This window comes from Pseudonocardia halophobica (genome assembly GCF_050948485.1).
GTDB classification, from domain to species: domain Bacteria; phylum Actinomycetota; class Actinomycetes; order Mycobacteriales; family Pseudonocardiaceae; genus Pseudonocardia; species Pseudonocardia halophobica.
In genome coordinates, this window is record NZ_CP192046.1 from 2,963,013 (window position 1) to 2,980,949 (window position 17,937).

17 protein-coding genes are annotated in these 17,937 nt (G+C 74.3%); 12 read left to right on the plus strand and 5 right to left on the minus strand.

Annotated elements, in window-relative coordinates; genetic code table 11:
- The first annotated feature begins 120 nt into the window (after positions 1 to 120).
- From ACQP04_RS14290 to ACQP04_RS14305, 4 genes are all read left to right on the plus strand, one after another.
- A complete protein-coding gene (locus ACQP04_RS14290) occupies positions 121 to 1,188 on the plus strand; it encodes a FecCD family ABC transporter permease (protein ID WP_433507517.1) in 1,068 nt (355 codons plus the stop codon).
- Positions 1,188 to 2,297 (plus strand): FecCD family ABC transporter permease, encoded by a 1,110-nt coding sequence (locus ACQP04_RS14295; protein ID WP_433507518.1) that lies wholly within the window; start codon positions 1,188 to 1,190, stop codon positions 2,295 to 2,297. Before ACQP04_RS14290 ends, ACQP04_RS14295 begins: the two co-directional genes overlap by 1 nt.
- A complete protein-coding gene (locus ACQP04_RS14300) occupies positions 2,294 to 3,142 on the plus strand; it encodes an ABC transporter ATP-binding protein (RefSeq protein WP_433507519.1) in 849 nt (282 codons plus the stop codon). Before ACQP04_RS14295 ends, ACQP04_RS14300 begins: the two co-directional genes overlap by 4 nt.
- A gap of 117 nt (positions 3,143 to 3,259) precedes the next feature.
- Entirely contained in the window at positions 3,260 to 4,108 is an 849-nt protein-coding gene (locus tag ACQP04_RS14305; protein ID WP_433507520.1) for a polyphosphate kinase 2 family protein, read from the plus strand.
- A gap of 35 nt (positions 4,109 to 4,143) precedes the next feature.
- Here ACQP04_RS14305 and ACQP04_RS14310 read toward each other — a convergent pair whose 3' ends face one another.
- The 3 genes from ACQP04_RS14310 to ACQP04_RS14320 form a co-directional block, all read right to left on the minus strand.
- On the minus strand, positions 4,144 to 5,142 hold the full coding sequence (locus ACQP04_RS14310; RefSeq protein WP_433507521.1) for an anion permease: 999 nt from the start codon (positions 5,140 to 5,142) through the stop codon (positions 4,144 to 4,146).
- A complete protein-coding gene (locus tag ACQP04_RS14315) occupies positions 5,142 to 5,780 on the minus strand; it encodes a DUF47 domain-containing protein (RefSeq protein ID WP_433507522.1) in 639 nt (212 codons plus the stop codon). Before ACQP04_RS14315 ends, ACQP04_RS14310 begins: the two co-directional genes overlap by 1 nt.
- Positions 5,781 to 5,864: 84 nt before the next feature.
- A complete protein-coding gene (locus tag ACQP04_RS14320) occupies positions 5,865 to 7,007 on the minus strand; it encodes an acyl-CoA dehydrogenase family protein (RefSeq protein ID WP_433507523.1) in 1,143 nt (380 codons plus the stop codon).
- Positions 7,008 to 7,079: 72 nt separating this feature from the next.
- Between ACQP04_RS14320 and ACQP04_RS14325 the strand changes: the two genes are divergently transcribed.
- The 6 genes from ACQP04_RS14325 (at position 7,080) to ACQP04_RS14350 (ending at position 14,357) form a co-directional block, all read left to right on the plus strand.
- Positions 7,080 to 8,156 (plus strand): alpha/beta hydrolase, encoded by a 1,077-nt coding sequence (locus ACQP04_RS14325; RefSeq protein ID WP_433507524.1) that lies wholly within the window; start codon positions 7,080 to 7,082, stop codon positions 8,154 to 8,156.
- Between the two features lie 60 nt (positions 8,157 to 8,216).
- Positions 8,217 to 9,179 carry an aldo/keto reductase gene (locus ACQP04_RS14330; protein WP_433507525.1) on the plus strand — a complete coding sequence of 321 codons (963 nt, stop codon included), beginning with the start codon at positions 8,217 to 8,219 and terminating at the stop codon, positions 9,177 to 9,179.
- Positions 9,180 to 9,263: 84 nt separating this feature from the next.
- Positions 9,264 to 10,664 carry an FAD-binding oxidoreductase gene (locus ACQP04_RS14335; RefSeq protein WP_433507526.1) on the plus strand — a complete coding sequence of 467 codons (1,401 nt, stop codon included), beginning with the start codon at positions 9,264 to 9,266 and terminating at the stop codon, positions 10,662 to 10,664.
- 2 nt (positions 10,665 to 10,666) lie between these two features.
- Complete coding sequence (locus tag ACQP04_RS14340) at positions 10,667 to 11,911, plus strand: class I SAM-dependent methyltransferase (RefSeq protein ID WP_433508365.1); 1,245 nt, start codon at positions 10,667 to 10,669, stop codon at positions 11,909 to 11,911.
- Positions 11,912 to 11,932: 21 nt separating this feature from the next.
- On the plus strand, positions 11,933 to 13,366 hold the full coding sequence (locus ACQP04_RS14345; protein ID WP_433507527.1) for a WS/DGAT/MGAT family O-acyltransferase: 1,434 nt from the start codon (positions 11,933 to 11,935) through the stop codon (positions 13,364 to 13,366).
- 52 nt (positions 13,367 to 13,418) lie between these two features.
- Complete coding sequence (locus ACQP04_RS14350; protein WP_433507528.1) at positions 13,419 to 14,357, plus strand: GNAT family N-acetyltransferase; 939 nt, start codon at positions 13,419 to 13,421, stop codon at positions 14,355 to 14,357.
- A 4-nt stretch (positions 14,358 to 14,361) separates the two neighbouring features.
- Here ACQP04_RS14350 and ACQP04_RS14355 read toward each other — a convergent pair whose 3' ends face one another.
- Together ACQP04_RS14355 and ACQP04_RS14360 are read right to left on the minus strand one after the other, a co-directional pair.
- On the minus strand, positions 14,362 to 15,168 hold the full coding sequence (locus tag ACQP04_RS14355; protein ID WP_433507529.1) for a fructosamine kinase family protein: 807 nt from the start codon (positions 15,166 to 15,168) through the stop codon (positions 14,362 to 14,364).
- A 5-nt stretch (positions 15,169 to 15,173) separates the two neighbouring features.
- On the minus strand, positions 15,174 to 15,632 hold the full coding sequence (locus tag ACQP04_RS14360; RefSeq protein ID WP_433507530.1) for a low molecular weight protein-tyrosine-phosphatase: 459 nt from the start codon (positions 15,630 to 15,632) through the stop codon (positions 15,174 to 15,176).
- A gap of 24 nt (positions 15,633 to 15,656) precedes the next feature.
- On the opposite strand from ACQP04_RS14360, the gene cobC reads away from it, so the two are divergent.
- Together cobC and ACQP04_RS14370 are read left to right on the plus strand one after the other, a co-directional pair.
- Positions 15,657 to 16,775, plus strand: coding sequence for an Rv2231c family pyridoxal phosphate-dependent protein CobC (gene cobC / locus ACQP04_RS14365; RefSeq protein WP_433507531.1), 1,119 nt, complete (start codon positions 15,657 to 15,659; stop codon positions 16,773 to 16,775).
- Positions 16,776 to 16,795: 20 nt separating this feature from the next.
- Positions 16,796 to 17,926 (plus strand): Nif3-like dinuclear metal center hexameric protein, encoded by a 1,131-nt coding sequence (locus ACQP04_RS14370; RefSeq protein WP_433508366.1) that lies wholly within the window; start codon positions 16,796 to 16,798, stop codon positions 17,924 to 17,926.
- The last annotated feature ends 11 nt before the right edge of the window (positions 17,927 to 17,937 follow it).

Here is a 17,937-nt window from a genome sequence, read left to right on the forward strand (position 1 = left end):
GGGTTTTCGCACGGACGGGCTAAGGATAGCCTCACCAGGATTGAGGTGCACCGCACTGTGGTGACCCTGTGCTCACAGTCAGGTGTGCCTCACCTGTCCGGAGAAACGGGAGGGCGAGAAGTGACGGTCGGATCGGCGCCGGTGGTGCCGACCGCGGGCGGGCACGGACGTGCCCGGCCGAAGCGGTCCCTGCGACGTCGCCGGCTGATCGGCCTCGGCGCGCTCCTCGTGCTCCTCGTCCTGGCGGTGCTGGCGAGCATCGCGTTCGGCACGAAGGTCATCCCGCTGTCGCACGTGTGGAGCGCGCTGGTCGCGCCGACGGGCACCGAGGACGACATCGTGATCCGCTCGCTGCGGGTGCCGCGCACCGTCCTGGGCGTGCTGGTCGGGATCGCGCTCGGGCTGGCGGGCGCCCTGATCCAGGGGCACACGCGCAACCCGCTCGCCGACCCCGGCCTGCTGGGCGTGAACATGGGCGCGGCGTTCTTCGTGGTCGTCGGGATCTACGTGTTCGGCGTGACCACGCTGTTCGGCTACGTCTGGTTCGCCTTCGCCGGCGCGATGGTCGCCAGCGTGGCGGTGTTCCTGCTCGGCTCCGCGGGCGGTCGCGGCGGCCCGACACCGGTGAGCCTCGCCCTCGCGGGCGCGGCCCTGTCCTTCCTGCTCAGCGGCCTGGTCTCGGCGATCATCCTGATCGACACCGACACGCTCGACGCCTACCGGTTCTGGAACGTCGGCTCGCTCGCCGGGCGCGACACCGCCGTCGCCGGGCAGGTCGTGTGGTTCGTCGTGGTCGGCGTGCTCATCGCGCTCGCCACGGCGCCGGCGCTCAACGCGCTGTCCCTCGGCGAGGACGTGGCCCGCTCCCTCGGCCAGTCGGTGCGCCGCACCCGGGTGCTCGGGATCGTCGCGATCACCCTGCTCGCCGGTGGCGCCACCGCCGCCTGCGGACCGATCGGCTTCGTGGGGCTGGTGGTGCCGCACGTCGTCCGGGCCTTCACCGGGCCCGACTACCGGTGGCTGCTGCCGGCGTCCGGGCTGCTCGGTGCGGTCCTGCTGCTCACGGCGGACGTGGTCGGCCGGCTGGTCGCCCGGCCCGGCGAGCTGCAGGTCGGCATCGTGCTGGCCCTGATCGGCGCGCCGTTCTTCATCGCGCTCGTGCGCCGCCGGAAGCTGGTGACGATCTGATGGCGGCACCCACCCGGCCCACGCTGGACCCGACCGCGCGCGAGGTCCTCGAGCGGGTGCCCGGCCGCCGCCCCTTTCGCCGCGGGCGGGTCTCGGGCGTGTGGCGCCCGCGCAACGTGCTGGTCCTCGCGGTGTCGGTCGTCGTGCTCGTGCTCGCGGTCGCGCTCAACGTGGGCCGCGGCGAGTTCCCCATCGGCATCCCGGACGTGCTCGCCACGCTCGTCGGCGGCGGCGACCCGAGCCAACGGTTCATCATCCTGGAGCTGCGGCTCCCGCGGTCGCTGACCGGCGTGCTGGTCGGCGCCGCGCTCGCGGTGTCCGGCGCGATCATGCAGTCCATCGCGCGGAACCCGCTGGCCAGCCCGGACATCATCGGCATCACCTGGGGCGCGAGCGCCGCGGCCGTCACGCTGATCGTGCTGGGCGGCGCCGGCCTGGTCGGCGCCCTCGCCGCGGTCGGGCTCCCGATCGCGGCGCTGGTCGGCGGGCTGGTCGCCGCGATCGTGATCTACGGCCTGGCCTGGCGGAAGGGCATCCAGGGCTTCCGCCTCGTCCTGGTCGGCATCGGCATCAACGCGATGCTGGTCGCCGTGGTGAACTGGCTGCTGATCGTGGCGCAGGTCTATGAGGCCGCGCGCGCCACGGTGTGGATCAACGGCAGTCTCAACGCCCGCGGCTGGGAGCACGTGGTGCCCGTCGGGATCGCCCTGCTGATCCTGGTGCCGGCCGCACTGGTGCTCTCCTTCGTGATGGGCGCGCTGCAGTACGGCGACGACACCGCGCGCGGGCTCGGCGTGCGGGTGGACCGCTCCCGGAGCCTGCTGCTGCTGGTCGCGGTCGTGCTGGCCGGCGTGGCCACCGCGTCGGCCGGCCCGATCGCGTTCGTCGCGCTGGTGTCGCCGCAGATCGCCCAGCGGCTCGTCGGCTCCTCGCGCCCGCCCATCGGCGCCTCGCTGGTGATCGGTGCCGCGCTGACCGTCATCGCCGACCTCGTGGCGCGCACGGCCTTCGGCGGCGTCGAGCTGCCCGTCGGCGTCGTGACCGCCGTGCTCGGCGCCCCGTACCTGCTCTACCTGCTCGTCACCCAAGGCCGGGAGGCCCGCGCATGACACCGAACGCCGAGACCGCGCTGGCGGGGGACACGCAGGCCCCCGTCGGGCCCGACGGCGCGCGGGTGCGGCTGCGCGCGGAGGGCGTCCGGCTCGGCTACGGCGAGCGCGTCGTGGTCGACGACCTGGACCTCGACGTCCTGCAGGGCACGGTCACCGCGGTGATCGGACCCAACGGCTGCGGCAAGTCGACCCTGCTGCGCGCCCTCGGGCGGCTGCTCAGGCCCAGCCGCGGGCACGTGCTGCTCGACGGCCGGAAGATCGACGAGATGCCCACGAAGCAGGTCGCGACCGTGCTGGGCCTGCTCCCGCAGGCCCCCACCGCGCCCGAGGGGCTGACCGTCGGCGACCTCGTCGCGCGCGGCCGGCACCCGCACCAGGCCTGGTACCGGCAGTGGTCGGGGGACGACGAGGAGGCCGTGGCCGAGGCGCTCGCCTGGACCGGCATCTCCGACCTCGCCGAGCGGCCGGTCGACGAGCTGTCCGGCGGCCAGCGGCAGCGCGCCTGGATCTCGATGGCGCTCGCGCAGGGCACCGACCTGCTGCTGCTCGACGAGCCGACGACCTTCCTCGACCTGGCCCACCAGGTGGAGGTGCTGGAGCTGGTGGAGCGGCTGCACGAGGAGCGCGGCCGGACGGTCGTGATGGTGCTGCACGACCTCAACCTGGCGGCGCGCTACGCGGACCGGCTCGTGGCGATGAAGGCGGGCCGGATCGTCGCGCAGGGCGAGCCGGCCGACGTGATCACCGAGCCGCTGCTGCGCGAGGTCTTCGGGCTGGAGGCCAAGGTCATCACCGATCCCGTCGCCGGCACCCCGCTCGTGGTGCCGGTCGGGACCCGCTGACCCCACACGGGCGGCTCAGTCGGCCCGCGCGGGCCCGCCAGGCCCGCCAGCAGCAGGTGGTGCCCCCGCGCCGCCGCCGGGGAGTGACCGCCGCCCGGGAGCCCGTAGGGTGCCGCCATGGCGACCGCGCGCGAGACCTTCCGGGTGCCGTCCGGACCCGTCGACCTGAAGGCGATCGACCCCCGCGGCCGCCCGATCGGCCCGCGCGACAAGGCCGACGCGGCGCTCGAGATGGAGGACCTGGGCGCGCGGCTCGACGCCCGTCAGGAGGCCCTCTACGCCGAGGGCGCGGCGGGCGGGCCGCGCGCGGTCCTGCTCGTCCTGCAGGGCATGGACACCTCGGGCAAGGGCGGGACGATCCGGCACGTCCTCGGGATGGTGAACCCGCAGGGCGTGCACGTCGCCTCGTTCAAGCGCCCCACCGAGGAGGAGCTCGCGCACGACTTCCTGTGGCGGATCCGCCGCCAGGTCCCCGTGCCGGGCCGGATCGGCGTCTTCGACCGCTCGCACTACGAGGACGTGCTGGTGGCCCGGGTGGACGGGCTCGTGCCCGAGGAGGTCTGGCAGGCCCGCTACGAGGCGATCGCCGACTTCGAGCGGGAGCTGTCCGACGGGGGCGTCACGATCCTCAAGTGCCTGCTGCACATCTCGCCGGAGGAGCAGGCGGAGCGCCTCCTCGCCCGGCTCGACGACCCGCAGAAGCGCTGGAAGTACAACCCGGGCGACCTCGACGCCCGCGCGAAGTGGCCCGCCTACCGGGAGGCGTACGCCGCGGCGCTCGAGCGCTGCGACTCGGACGTGGCGCCCTGGTACGTCGTGCCGTCGGACCGCAAGTGGTACCGGAACTGGGCCGTCGCCGCGCTGCTGGCCGAGACCCTCGACGACCTGGCCCCGCAGTTCCCGCCGCCGGACTACGACCTCGAGGCCGAGCGCGCCCGGCTGAAGGCCTCGACCGGCCTCGGCTGACGCCGGTCGAGGGGCCCGCCGGGATCTGTGCGGTCTCAGTGCACGAAGATCAGGTGGAGCAGCCAGTACGCCGCGGCGGCGCAGAACGCGGCCGCCGGGAGCGTGACCACCCACGCCACCGCGATGTTGCCGGCCACCGTCCACCGCACCGCCGACAGCCGCTTGGTGGCGCCGACGCCCAGGATCGACGACGTGATCGTCTGGGTGGTGGAGATGGGCGCGGCGAACACGAACGCCGTGGTGTAGAGCACCGACGAGGCGGTGAGCTCCGCCGCGAACCCGCGCGGCGGGTCCAGGTCGATGATCCGCCGGCCGAGGGTGCGCATGATGCGCCAGCCGCCGGCGTAGGTGCCCAGCGACAGCGCGCCGGCGGAGATCAGCACGACCCACCACGGCACCTCGGTGCCCTGGTGGAACCCGCCGACGACGAGGGCCAGCACGATCACGCCCATCGTCTTCTGCGCGTCCTGCAGGCCGTGCCCCAGCGCCATCGCCGCCGCGGACACGGTCTGCGCGATCCGGAACCCGCGGGTGGTCCGCGCCGGCCTGCTGTCCTTGAAGATCCACAGCAGCACGATCATCACGATCCCGGCCAGGACGAACCCGACGACCGGGGACAGCACCATCGGGATGATCACCTTGTCGAGCACCCCGCCCCACTTCACCGTGCCCACCGAGGCCAGGGCCGCGCCCACCAGCCCGCCGATCAACGCGTGCGAGGAGGAGCTGGGAAGGCCGAACCACCAGGTGACGAGGTTCCAGATGATCGCGCCGATCAGCGCGGCCAGCACCACGGCGAGGCCGGGCAGCCCCTGGGGCGCCTCGATGATCCCGCTGCCCACCGTGGAGGCGACCTCGGTGCCGAGGAAGGCGCCGATCAGGTTCATCACGGCCGCCATCAGCAGTGCCACCCGCGGGGACAGGGCCCGGGTGGCCACCGAGGTCGCGATGGCGTTCGCCGCGTCGTGGAAGCCGTTGGTGTAGTCGAACGCCACCGCCACCACGATGACGACGATGACCGACGCGAGGAGCATCAGGCTTCCTTGACCGCGATGCTCTCGACGGTGTTGGCGACCGTCTCGAAGGCGTCCGCGGCCTCCTCGAGGGTGTCCACGACCTCCTTGAGCTTGATCACCTCGAGCACCGCGGCCGGGTCGGTGATCGCCTCGTCCGGGGAGAGCAGGCCGGCCAGCACGGCGTGGTAGGCCTCGTCGGCCTCGTCCTCGAGCGAGTTGACATGGATCCAGAAGTCCTGCAGCTGAGCCATCTTCTCCAGCCGCGGCATCGCCTCGGCGGTGGCGGCCGCGGCCCGGCGCAGGACGTCGACCTGCATCGCGATGCCCGCGGGGAGCCGCTCCAGCCGGTAGAGCACGATCCGGTCCGCCGCCTCCTCGATGGCGTCGACGACGTCGTCGAGGGAGGAGGCGAGCCGGTAGATGTCCTCACGGTCGAACGGGGTCACGAACACCGAGTTCAGCTTGACCATGATCTCGTGGGTGACCTCGTCACCCGCGTTCTCGGCGTCCTTCACCCGCTTCGCGATCGCGGCGCGCTCCGGCGCCGGTGCGTCCACCAGCGCGGCGAGCTCGTCCGCCGCGAGCGCGATGTTGTCCGCGGCGCGGGTGAAGAGCGGGTAGAAGCCGCGCTCCTGCGGCGTCAACCGGAAGGCCATGAGGGGTTTTCTACCCGTTCACCCGCGTCCCATCCCGCCCGGGGCCGACCGGTGACGTCCTGACGTCGGCCCGTCCGTGCAGGTTCAGCCGATCAGGGCCCGCCCGATGATCTCCTTCATGATCTCGTTCGTGCCGCCGTAGATGGACTGCACCCGCGAGTCGACGAAGGCCTTCGCGATGGGGTACTCCATCATGTAGCCGTAGCCGCCGTGCAGCTGCAGGCACCGGTCGACCACACGCTTCTGCAGGTCGGTCGCCCACCACTTGGCCTTGGCGGCGTCGGCGACCGAGAGGTTGCCGGCCACGTGCTCGGAGAGGCACCGGTCGACGTAGGTCTGCGTCACGTCGATCTCGGTGTCCATCTCGGCGAGCTCGAAGCGGGTGTTCTGGAACGTCGCGACGGCGCGGCCGAAGGCCTTGCGCTCCTTCGTGTACTCCAGCGTCATCTTGAGCGCCGCGGCCGCGCCGGCCACCGCGCCGACGGCGATGGACAGCCGCTCCTGGGCCAGGTTCTGCATCAGGTAGATGAAGCCCTGCCCCACCTCGCCGAGGACGTTGGCGGCCGGCACGCGGACGTCGGTGAAGCTCAGCTCCGCCGTGTCCTGCGCCTTCATCCCGACCTTCTCCAGCCGGCGGCCGCGCTCGAAGCCCGGCATGCCGCGCTCCACGCAGAGCAGCGAGAAGCCGCGGGCCCCGGCCTCGGGGTCGGTCTTGGCGACCACGATCACCAGGTCGGCGAGGATGCCGTTGGTGATGAAGGTCTTGGCGCCGTTGAGGATCCAGTCGTCGCCGTCCTTCTTGGCATGGGTGGCGATGCCCTGCAGGTCCGACCCGGTGCCGGGCTCGGTCATGCCGATGGCCGTGATGATCTCGCCGGAGCAGAAGCCGGGGAGCCAGCGCTGCTTCTGCTCGTCGTTCGCGAGCCGCAGCAGGTAGGGCGCGACGACGTCGTTGTGCAGCGGGAAGCCCAGGCCGCTGGTGCCGGCCGCGGTGATCTCCTCGAGGGCCACCGCGTTGTAGCGGAAGTCGGGGGTACCGCCGCCGCCGAACTCCTCGGGGACGTCGGTGCCGAGCAGGCCGGCCCTGCCGGCGGACAGCCAGATGTCGCGGTCGACCTGTCCGTCCTTCTCCCACTGCGCGTGGTGCGGGACGACCTCCTTCTCGAGGAAGGTGCGGACGAGGTCGCGGAACGCGTCGTGTTCGGCGTCGAAGATGTCGCGCTGCATGGCGGCAGTCTCACATACTCGTCGGTAACCTCGTGGGCCGTCGGCGGCCCGCGCGGGCCGTAGGCTGCCGCCGTGCTCCGTGCGTTGAGGGACGAGCTCGGCTCCCGCCTGGGGGCCGCAGCCGCGAACGCCTGGGACCGGACGGTCGCCGGCGGTGTCGCCGACCTGCGCCGCATGCCGCGCACCGAGGTCGCCCGGGACCCCGGCGGGACGCTGTACCGCTACGACCCGCTGCCCGGGGTGGCGCCGTCGGGACCCGCGGTCGTGCTCGTCCCGCCGCTCGGCGCCCCGGACTTCGCCTACGACCTGCGCCGGGACTGCTCGCTCGTCGAGCACCTGCTGGGCGAGGGCCGGCCGGTGTACCTCGTGGACTACGGCCCGATCGCGTTCGGGCACCGCAGGCTGGGCATCGAGCACTGGGTCGACGACGTGGTGCCGCGGACCGTCCGGCGCGTCGCCGGGCTCACGGACGGGCCGGTGCACCTCGTCGGCTGGTCCCTCGGCGGCCTGTTCTGCCTGCTCGCGCTGGCCGCGGCCGAGGAGGCGGGGGAGCCGTTGCCGGTCCGCGCCGTCGCCGCGATCGGCAGCCCCGTCGACGTCACCGCGGTGCCCCTGGTCGCGCCCCTGCGGCCGCTGGCGGAGGTGGCCGGCGGCCGGGCGGTGTCGGCGCTCTACCGCGCGGTGGGCAGCTGGCCGGCGCCGCTGGTGAGCACGGTGTTCCAGCTGACCACGGTGGACAAGATGGTCACCCGGCCGCTGGCGATCCTGTCCCGGCTCGACGACCGGGACACGCTCGCCCAGATCGAGGCCGTCGACCACATGATGGCCAACATGCACGGCTACCCGGGCCGGGTGTTCGGGCAGCTGTTCCACCTCTTCCTGCGCAGCAACGACCTCGCCGGCGGCAGCCTGCAGCTGGCGGGGCGGGAGGTCTCGCTGTCGTCGGTGAAGGTGCCCGTCCTGGCCGTCGGCGGGCGGGACGACGTCATCGCCCCGCTGCGGGCGGTCCGCCGGGCGGTCCCGCTGCTGACCGGCGCCCCCGAGGTGCGGTTCGAGACGGCGCCGGGCGGCCATCTCGGCGTCCTCACCGGGCGCAGGGCGCGCACCACCACCTGGCCCGCGCTGGACGCGTTCCTGAGCGCGCACTGAGTGATCACCGGCGGGCGGCCGCCGGGTGGGCACACTGTGTCCATGCGCCATGTGGAGAACGTGGGAACGGACAGACCGTACTCGGTGATCGGGCTCGGGACCTGGCAGTTCGGGTCCAAGGAGTGGGGCTACGGCGGCGGGTACGACGAGACGGAGGCGGGCCGGATCGTCACCCGGGCCCGCGAGCTGGGCGTCACCGTGTTCGACACCGCCGAGGTGTACGGGTTCGGGCGCTCCGAGCGGATCCTCGGCAGGGCCCTCGCCGAGACCGGCGGGACGGACGACGTGGTGGTCGCCACCAAGATCTTCCCGGTGCTGCCGACCGCGGCGGTGGTGCAGCAGCGGGGGGTGGCGAGCGCCCAGCGGCTGGGGGTGAAGACCCTCGACCTCTACCAGGTGCACCAGCCGAACCCGCTGGTCGGCGACGGCACCACCATGCGCGGGATGCAGGCGCTGCGGGACGTGGGGGTGGTCCGGGACGTCGGCGTGTCCAACTACAAGCTGGCGCGGTGGAAGTCCGCGGAGGCGCGGTTCGGGTCGAAGGTCCTCTCCAACCAGGTGCAGTTCAGCCTGGTGCAGCGCGCGCCGCTGGCCGAGATGCTGCCGTGGGCCCAGCGCACCGGGCACGTCGTGATCGCCTACAGCCCGCTGGCGCAGGGCCTGCTGTCCGGCCGGTACGACCGCGACCACCGCCCGACCAACGGCGTGCGCGCGGCCAACGCGATGTTCCTGCCGGAGAACCTCGACGCCGCGAAGCCGCTCCTCGACACCCTGCGGGACGTCGCCTCGGCACACGACGCCACGCCGTCGCAGATCGCCCTGGCCTGGGTGGTGCACCCGCCGAACGTCGTCGCGATCCCCGGCGCCTCGAGCGTCGCGCAGGTGGAGAGCAACGTCGCGGCCGCGGAGATCCGGCTGACGGACGGGGAGTACGCGGGACTCACCGCCGCGGCCGAGGCGTACCAGCCGATCACGGGCTTCCCGGCGATCCCGAAGCTCGTCGCGTCCCGCCGGCGCGGGTGAGGTGTCCGTTTCGCCGCGCTTCCCGCGCAGGTGAGTGACGCAGTACCCCTGACGGAGGCGCCTCTGCGGCGTTAGCGTGGCGTCGTGGGCACGATCGAGCGGGTGGGGGCGGATCCGGCGGCGCGTTCGGGGGCACGGCGGCGGCACGACGCCGTCGTCGAGGAGCTCCTCCGCGCCTACCGCGCGGTCCCGGCCGGAACCCCCGTACGGCTCGGCAAGCGGACCTCGAACCTGTTCCGGTTCGGCACGCCCGCCGCGGAGTCGGTGCTGCTCGACACCTCCGGCCTCGCCGGGGTGATCGAGGTGGACCGGGCGGCCCGCACCGCCGACGTGCAGGGCATGTGCACCTACGAGGACCTGGTCGCGGCGACCCTGCCGCACGGGCTGATGCCGCTGGTCGTGCCGCAGCTCAAGACCATCACCCTCGGCGGCGCCGTCACCGGGCTGGGTATCGAGTCGACGTCGTTCCGGCACGGGCTGCCGCACGAGTCCGTGCTGGAGATGGACGTCCTCACCCCGGCCGGGGAGCTGGTCACGGCCGCACCGGACAACGAGCACGCCGATCTCCACGCCGCCTTCGCCAACTCGTACGGCACGCTCGGCTACGCCCTGCGGCTGCGCATCGAGCTGCTGCCGGTCAAGCCGTACGTCAAGCTCACCCATCACCGCTTCCGCACCGCGGAGGAGGCCACGGCCGCGCTGGCGGAGTTCGCCCGGCCGGACGGCCCCGCGGACTTCGTCGACGGCACGGTGTTCTCCGCGGACGAGCACTACGTGAGCGTCGGCCGCTTCGTCGACGCCCCCACGCCGGGCGCGCAGATCTCCGACTACACCGGCATGGACGTGTTCTACCGGTCGCTGCAGCGCCGGCCCGTCGACCACCTCACCGTCCACGACTACCTGTGGCGCTGGGACACCGACTGGTTCTGGTGCTCGCGCGCCTTCGGCGTGCAGGTGCCCGCGGTGCGCCGGGTGTGGCCGAAGCGGTACCGCCGGTCCGACGTGTACCGCCGGCTGGTCGCGCTCGACCAGCGCTACCAGGCGTCGAACACCGTGCGGCGCGCCCTCGGCCGGTCCGAGGAGGAGATGGTGATCCAGGACGTCGAGATCCCGACGCCCCGGCTGCCCGAGTTCCTCGCGGCCTTCCACTCCCACGTCGGGATCGCGCCGGTGTGGCTCTGCCCGCTGCAGCTGCGCGGGGAGCGCACCTGGCCGCTGTACCCGATGGAGCCGCACACGCCGTACGTGAACGTCGGCTTCTGGTCGTCCGTGCCGGTGGGGGCGGACCGCGAGGAGCACAACCGCTTCGTCGAGAAGCTCGTGGCCGACCTGGACGGCCACAAGAGTCTCTACTCGACCGTCCACTACGGCGAGACGGAGTTCTGGGAGCGCTACAACGGAGCGGCGTACCGGGCCGTGAAGGAGCGATACGACCCGGCGGGGCGGGTACCGGATCTGTACACGAAGGTCGGAGGGGGAGCATGAGCATGCGGGTCGCGGAGGTGTTCGGGCACGTCATCGGGGCGGACGCGGCCATCCGGCTGATCGCCTACGACGGCAGCAAGTCCGGTCCGGACGACGCCGAGGTGGCGTTGCGGATCGAGTCGCCGCGGGCGCTGGCCCGGCTGGCGTCGGCGCCGGGCACGCTCGGGCTGGCGCGGGCGTACGTCACCGGCGAGATCGAGGTGGAGGGCGACCTCTACGCCGCCCTGTCCGCACTGTCCGACGTGACCCTCCACGGGGTCTCCAAGCCGGACTTCGCGAAGCTGCTCGCGACCGTCGGTCCGGTATGGCTGAAGTACCGACCGGCGCCGCCCGAGCTCGAGGCGCGCCCCCGCGGGCGGCTGCACTCGAAGTTCCGGGACAGCCAGGCGATCTCGCACCACTACGACGTCTCGAACCGCTTCTACGAGTGGGTGCTCGGGCCGTCGATGACCTACACCTGCGCCGCCTACCCGCGTCCCGACGCGACGCTCGAGGAGGCGCAGGAGACCAAGTACGACCTCGTCGCCCGCAAGCTCGCGCTGGAGCCGGGGATGCGGCTGCTCGACGTCGGCTGCGGGTGGGGCGGGATGGTCCGGCACGCAGCGCGGAAGGGCGTGCAGGCGCTCGGCGTGACGCTGTCCCGGGAGCAGGCGTCGTGGGCGCAGGAGGCGATCCGGCGCGAGGGCCTGCAGGAGCTCGCCGAGGTCCGGCACCTGGACTACCGGGACGTCCCCGAGACCGGGTTCGACGCCGTCAGCTCGATCGGGCTCACCGAGCACATCGGCCGGAAGCAGCTCGGCTCCTACTTCCGCTTCCTGCACGGGAAGCTGCGCCCGGAGGGCCGGCTGCTCAACCACTGCATCACGCAGCCGCGCACCGTGAACAAGCGCAAGGTCGACCCCTTCATCGGCCGGTACGTCTTCCCGGACGGGCAGCTCGAGTCGCCCGGCCTGCTGATGACCGAGATGAACGACGCCGGCTTCGAGATCCGGCACGAGGAGAACCTGCGCGAGCACTACGCGCTGACCCTGCGGGACTGGGGCGCCAACCTCGAGGAGCACTGGGCCGAGGCCGTCGCCGAGGTCGGCCTGGGCCGGGCGCGGGTGTGGCGGCTGTACATGGCCGCCTGCCGGCTCGGCTTCGAGCTCGACAACATCCAGCTGCACCAGATGCTGGGCGTGAAGCTGGGGGAGCACGGCGCCTCGGGCATGCCGCTGCGGGGCTGGCGCGCCGAAGGGGTCTGGTGACCGCGCACTAGGGTTCCGCCCGTGCCCGAGCGCCTGACGCCCCTGGACGCCTCGTTCCTGTTCATGGAGGAGCGCACGACGGCGATGACCGTCGGCGGGGTGATGACCTTCGAGACGGGGTCGGACGAGGACGAGCACTTCGACGTCGACGCCTTCGTCCGGCTCATCGGCGACCGGCTCGCCCTGGTGCCGCGGTACCGGCAGAAGGTGCGCGAGGTGCCCGGCCGGCTGGGCCTGCCGGTCTGGGTCGACGACCCGGACTTCGACCTGAGCTACCACGTCCGGCGCTCGGCGCTGCCCGCGCCGGGGTCGGACGTGGCGCTGCGCGAGCTGGTGGGGCGGCTGCTGTCCCGCCAGCTCGACCGGTCGCGCCCGCTGTGGGAGATCTACCTGGTCGAGGGTTTCGAGGGGCACCGGCTCGCGGTCGTCACGAAGACCCACCACGCGATGGTCGACGGGCTGGCCTCGATGGACATCGGCGCCGTCCTGCTCGACACCACGCCGAAGCCCCGCGAGGTCGACCCGGACGACTGGCGGCCGGCCCGCGAGCCGACCGGGCTGGAGCTGGCGGCGTCGGCGGTCGTGGAGAACATGCTGCGTCCGCGCAGCGCCGTCGACGCGGTCGCGCGGTCGGCCGCGGACCTGCGGCAGGCCGCGTCGTCCGTCCGCCGCTCCCTCGGCGGGCTGGCCGACGCCGTGCGCACGGCCAGCCGCGGCCGCCCCGTCGGCGCCCTCAACGCGCCGATCGGCGAGCAGCGCCGCTTCGGGATGGCCAGGACCTCGCTGTTCGAGCACCGGGTGATCCGGCGGCGGCACGGGGCGGGCGGCGGCTCGGTCAACGACGTGGTGCTCGCCGTGGTGACGGGGGCGCTGCGGCGCTGGCTGATCAGCCGCGGCGAGCCGATCTTCGCCGACTCGGTCGTGCGGGCGATGGTGCCGGTGAGCATGCGCGGCCGCACCGGCGCGGCGACCTCCGGCAACCAGATCTCCGCGGTGTTCGTGGAACTGCCGGTGGGCATCGCGGACCCCGTCGAGCGGCTGCGGTCGATCGCCGTGCAGATGGAGGCGCGCAAGCGGTTCGGCCGGTCGGCGGGCACCACCGCCGTCGTCGGGCTCGCCGGGCTGACCACACCCACCGTGCACCAGATGGGGGCGCGGCTGTCCTCCCGGCTCTCCTCGCGGCTGTTCAACGTCGTCGTCACGCACGTGCCGGGGCCGCCGCGGCCGCTGTACGCCATGGGCGCCCGGATGCGGGACATGTTCCCGGTGGTCCCGCTGGCCCACGGCCAGGCCGTCGCCATCGGCGTGACCTCCTACGACGGCACCGTCTGCTACGGACTCAACGCCGACCGTGACGCCCTCCCGGACGTCGACACCCTCGCCGCCGCGATCGACGACTCGCTCGCCGAGCTCAAGGAGGCACCGGCTGCCGAGGCGGAGCGCACGTCCGGCTGAACGGTCCACCGCAGCCCTTCCGGCGGGGCAGGTGCACGTGCATCGTTCGCGCATGGGTCGTCATCTGCGCCGTCCGGCGGAGTGCGAGATCCGGCCGCTGCGCGAACCGGACCTCGACGCCGCCGACCGGATCCAGCGCCGGGCCTTCGCCGCCCTCGTCGGTGCCGACGACCAGCGGGACGCCGAGCTCGTCCGCACCCGCTGGGCCGCGCCGAACTCGGCCGCCCTGGGCGCCTTCGCCGGCACCCGGCTCGTCGGGTCGGCGTTCGCCACGCGCTGGGGGAGCGTCGGGTTCGCGGGGCCGCTGTCCGTGGAGCCGGAGTGGTGGGACCGCGGCATCGGGTCGCAGCTCTTCGCCGCGGCCGACGGCGTGCTGCGGGAGTGGGGGGTGGTCCGCCGCGGGCTCTTCACCTTCGCGCACAGCCCCCGCCACCACCGGCTCTACCAGCGCTTCGGGTACTGGCCGCGGTTCCTCACCGCGCTGATGTCCCGGCCGGTGCCCGCCGCGCCGCCGGCCGTGGAGTGGGCGCCGGGGTCGGCGCGGGACCGGGAGGAGCTCACGGCCGCGGCGGGGCGGCTCACCGGCACGGTGTACCCGGGGCTCGACCTCGCGGGCGAGATCGCGAGCGTGCTCGACCAGAAGATCGGCGAGGTCGTGCTGACCGGGCCTGCCGCGGCGCCCACCGGCGTGGCCGTGGTGCACGACGGTGCGGGGTCGGAGGCGGGCTCGGGCGTGGCCTACGTGAAGGTCGGCCTGGTCCGGCCGGGCGCCGAGGCGGACTTCGCCGCGCTCGTCGACGCGTGCCTGGCCCACGCCGCGGTGCTCGGGGCGGAGCGGCTGGTCGTGGGGGTCAACACCGCCCGGCACCGGGCCTACCGGCACCTCGTCGGGCGGGGGTTCGTCACGGACGTCCCGGGCGTCACCATGCATGCGCCCAACGACGCCGGCTACGACCGGGACGACGTGTTCGTGATCGACGACTGGCGCTGAGCCGTCACGCGCGGAGAGCGGCGTGCGCGGCGGCCATCGCCTGGCTCGCGTAGCCGCCGCCGAAGAGCACCGTGTGCACGAGCAGCGGGAACAGCTGATGCAGCGGCACGCGCGAGCGCCAGCCCGCGGCCAGGGGAGCGGCCTCGTCGTAGGCCGCGAGCACGCGGTCGAGGTGCGGCAGGCCGAACAGCGCCAGCATCGCGAGGTCGGTCTCGCGGTGGCCGCCGTGCGCCGCGGGGTCGATGAGCCAGGCGCCGGCGGCCGACCAGAGGACGTTGCCCGACCAGAGGTCGCCGTGCAGGCGTGCGGGCGGCTCGGCCGGCCCGGCGAGCTCCGGCAGCCGGGCGCACACCTCGTCGAACACCGCGGTGTCCGGCAGCTCGGCACGCCGGACGTAGGCGAGGACCCGGTGCTCGGCATACCACTCCGGCCAGGAGTCGGCGGGCTCGTTCCGCATCCCCGTGGCGCCGATCCAGGCGTCGGCGGGGCCGCCGGGCGGGGGAGCGCCGAAGGCGGGGGCGCCGGCCTCGTGCAGCACGGCGAGCCGGCGGCCGAGGTCCTCGGCGGCGGCCGCGGTGGGGCTCCCGGCCGGCACCTCCTGGCTGACCAGCCACTCCTCGTCGGCCGCGTACACCTCAGGCACGGGCGGCCCACCCGGCACGGCGAGCCACCGCAGGCCCGCGGCCTCGGCCGGCACGGACGGGTCCCGCCTGACGACCGCGGCCCGCCCGTCGGGCAGGGTCACCCGGCGGACCCCGCCGCCCCGCAGGGCGCCCGGGTCCAGCCCGACCTCCGCGAGCGCGCCGGTCACGCGGGTCAGACCTCCTTGCGGACCCGCTCCAGCAGGCCCGGCACGGCGGCCTCGATCATGTGCAGGACCTCGTCGAAGCCGTCCGGACCGCCGTAGTAGGGGTCGGGGACCTCGGCGTCGTCCGTGGACCCGGGGTCGAAGGAGCGGAGCATCACGACGCGGTCCGGCTCGGGGACGGAGTCCCGCAGGGCGCGGCGGTGGCCGTGGTCGAGGGCGACGAGGACGTCGGCGGAGAGCACGTGCGAGTCGATCTGGCGGGCCGTGTGGGCGGTGTCGTAGCCGTGCCGCTGCAGGACCTCGGCCGCCCGCGGGTCCATCGGCTCGCCGACGTGCCAGCCGCCCGTGCCCGCGCTGGTCACCGCCACGCCGGCGGCCAGGCCGGCCTCGTCCAGGGCGGCGCGGAACACCTTCTCCGCCATCGGGGAGCGGCAGATGTTGCCGGTACAGACGAAACTGACATGCACCCCGTCACCGTAGGGTGCCCCGGTATGGAGGGCGTCCCGGAGCCGCCGGAGGAGATCAAGGCCACTGTGTCCGGATCGCGTGCCGTCGCCGCGCGTCCGGACCTCGACACCCTGCGTCATCACGGCGACGCCGAGGCGACGCCGGGGCTGGTCGACTTCGCCGTCAACGTCCAGGGCGACGCCCCGCCGGCGTGGCTGCGGGCCCGGCTCGCGGCCGCGCTCGACGACCTGGCCCGCTACCCGTCGGCCGCCCACGACCGGCGCGCCCGCGAGGCCGTCGCGCGGCGGCACGGCCGGGAGCCCGAGGAGGTGCTGGTGCTGGCCGGCAGCGCGGAGGGGTTCGCGCTGCTCCCGGGCCTGGCGCCGCGCCGGCCGGTCGTCGTGCACCCGGGGTTCACCGAGCCGGAGGCCGCCCTGCGCGGAGCGGGGCTCGCGGTGGAACACGTGCTGACCGCCGAGGCGGACGGGCACCGGCTCGACCCGGCCGCCGTGCCGGAGGAGGCCGACCTGGTCGTCGTCGGGAACCCGACGAACCCGACCGGGGTCCTGCACCCCGCCGCCGACGTGCGGGCCCTGGCCCGGCCCGGGCGGGTGCTGGTCGTCGACGAGGCCTTCGCCGACGCCGTGCCGGGGGAGCCGGAGTCGCTCGCGGCGGCACGCCTGCCGGGCCTGCTGGTGATGCGCTCGCTGACCAAGACCTGGGCGCTCGCCGGGCTGCGGGCCGGGTACGCCCTCGGCGACCCCGCCCTGCTCGCCCGGCTGGCCGCCCCGCGGCCGCACTGGCCGGTCGGCACCCTCGGGTTGGAGGCGGTCGTCGCCTGCTCCGAACCCGCGGCCGTCGCCGAGGCGGAGCGGGTGGCCGGGGCGCTGGCGGAACAGCGGAGGGCGCAGACGGCCGCCCTGCGCGAACTACCCGGCGTCGAGGTGCTGCCCGGCGTGGCGCCCTACCTGCTGCTGCGGCTGTCCGCCGGCCGCGGCGCGGAGGTGCGGGAACGGCTGCGGCAGCACGGGATCGCGGTGCGCCGGTGCGACACGTTCCCCGGGCTGGGGCCCGACCACCTGCGGGTCGCGGTGCGCGAGCCGGCGCGGGTGGCGCTCCTGGTCGAGGCACTGGCCGCGGCCCTGGTAGGTGTAGCGGCGTGAGCGAGCACCCTCCGGCATCGCTGGCCGATGTCACCGCGGCCCTCGAGGCCGCCTACCCGCCCGGCCTCGCCCAGGACTGGGACGCCGTCGGCCTGGTCTGCGGCGACCCGGCGGACCCGGTGCGCCGCGTGCTGTTCGCCGTCGACGCCGTGGCCGGGACCGTCGACGAGGCCCTCGCCACCGACGCGCAGCTGCTCGTCACGCACCATCCGCTGCTGCTGCGCGGCGTGCACGGGGTCGGCGCCGACACTCCCAAGGGGGCGTTGCTGCACAGGCTGATCCGTGGCGGCGTCGGGCTGTTCACGGCGCACACCAACGCCGACTCCGCCGATCCGGGTGTGTCCGACGCGCTGGCCGAGGCCCTGGGGCTGCGGGTGGAGGCGCCCCTGCAGCCGCAGCCGGACCAGCCGCTGGACAAGATCGTGGCGTTCGTCCCGACCGGGCCGGCGCTGCGGAGCGTGCACGAGGCCCTGTCCGCGGCGGGGGCGGGGGAGATCGGCGACTACAGCCACTGCTCGTTCGCCACGGCCGGGACCGGCCAGTTCCTGCCGCACGCCGGCGCCCACCCGGCGATCGGCGAGGTCGGGAAGCTGGAGCGGGTCGCGGAGACCCGGCTGGAGATGGTCCTGCCGCGGCACCGGCGGCGCGCGGTGGTCGAGGCGCTGCGCGCGGCGCACCCGTACGAGGAGCCCGCCTTCGACGTGTTCGAGCTGGCGGCGCTGCCGTCGGCGCGCGGGCTCGGCCGGGTGGGGGAGCTGCCGGATCCGGAGCCGTTGTCCGCCTTCACCGAGCGGGTGGCGGCGGCCCTGCCGCGGACCGCGTGGGGGGTGCGCGCGGCCGGGGACCCGGACCGCCCGGTCCGGCGGGTCGCGGTGTGCGGCGGTGCGGGCGACTCGGCGCTGTCCGCGGCGATCGCGGCCGGGGTGGACGCCTACGTGACCGCGGACCTGCGCCACCACCCGGCGTCGGAGCACCTGCTGGCGGGGTCGCTGCCCGGCCGCCCGACGCCGGCGCTGGTCGACGTCGCGCACTGGGCGTCGGAGTGGCCCTGGTGCGCGCAGGCGGCGGCCGTCGTCGAGAAGGCGCTGGGGGGTAGCGTCGAGACCCGCGTGTCCCGGCTCCGGACCGATCCCTGGACCCTCGGCGCGTGACCACCCGAGAA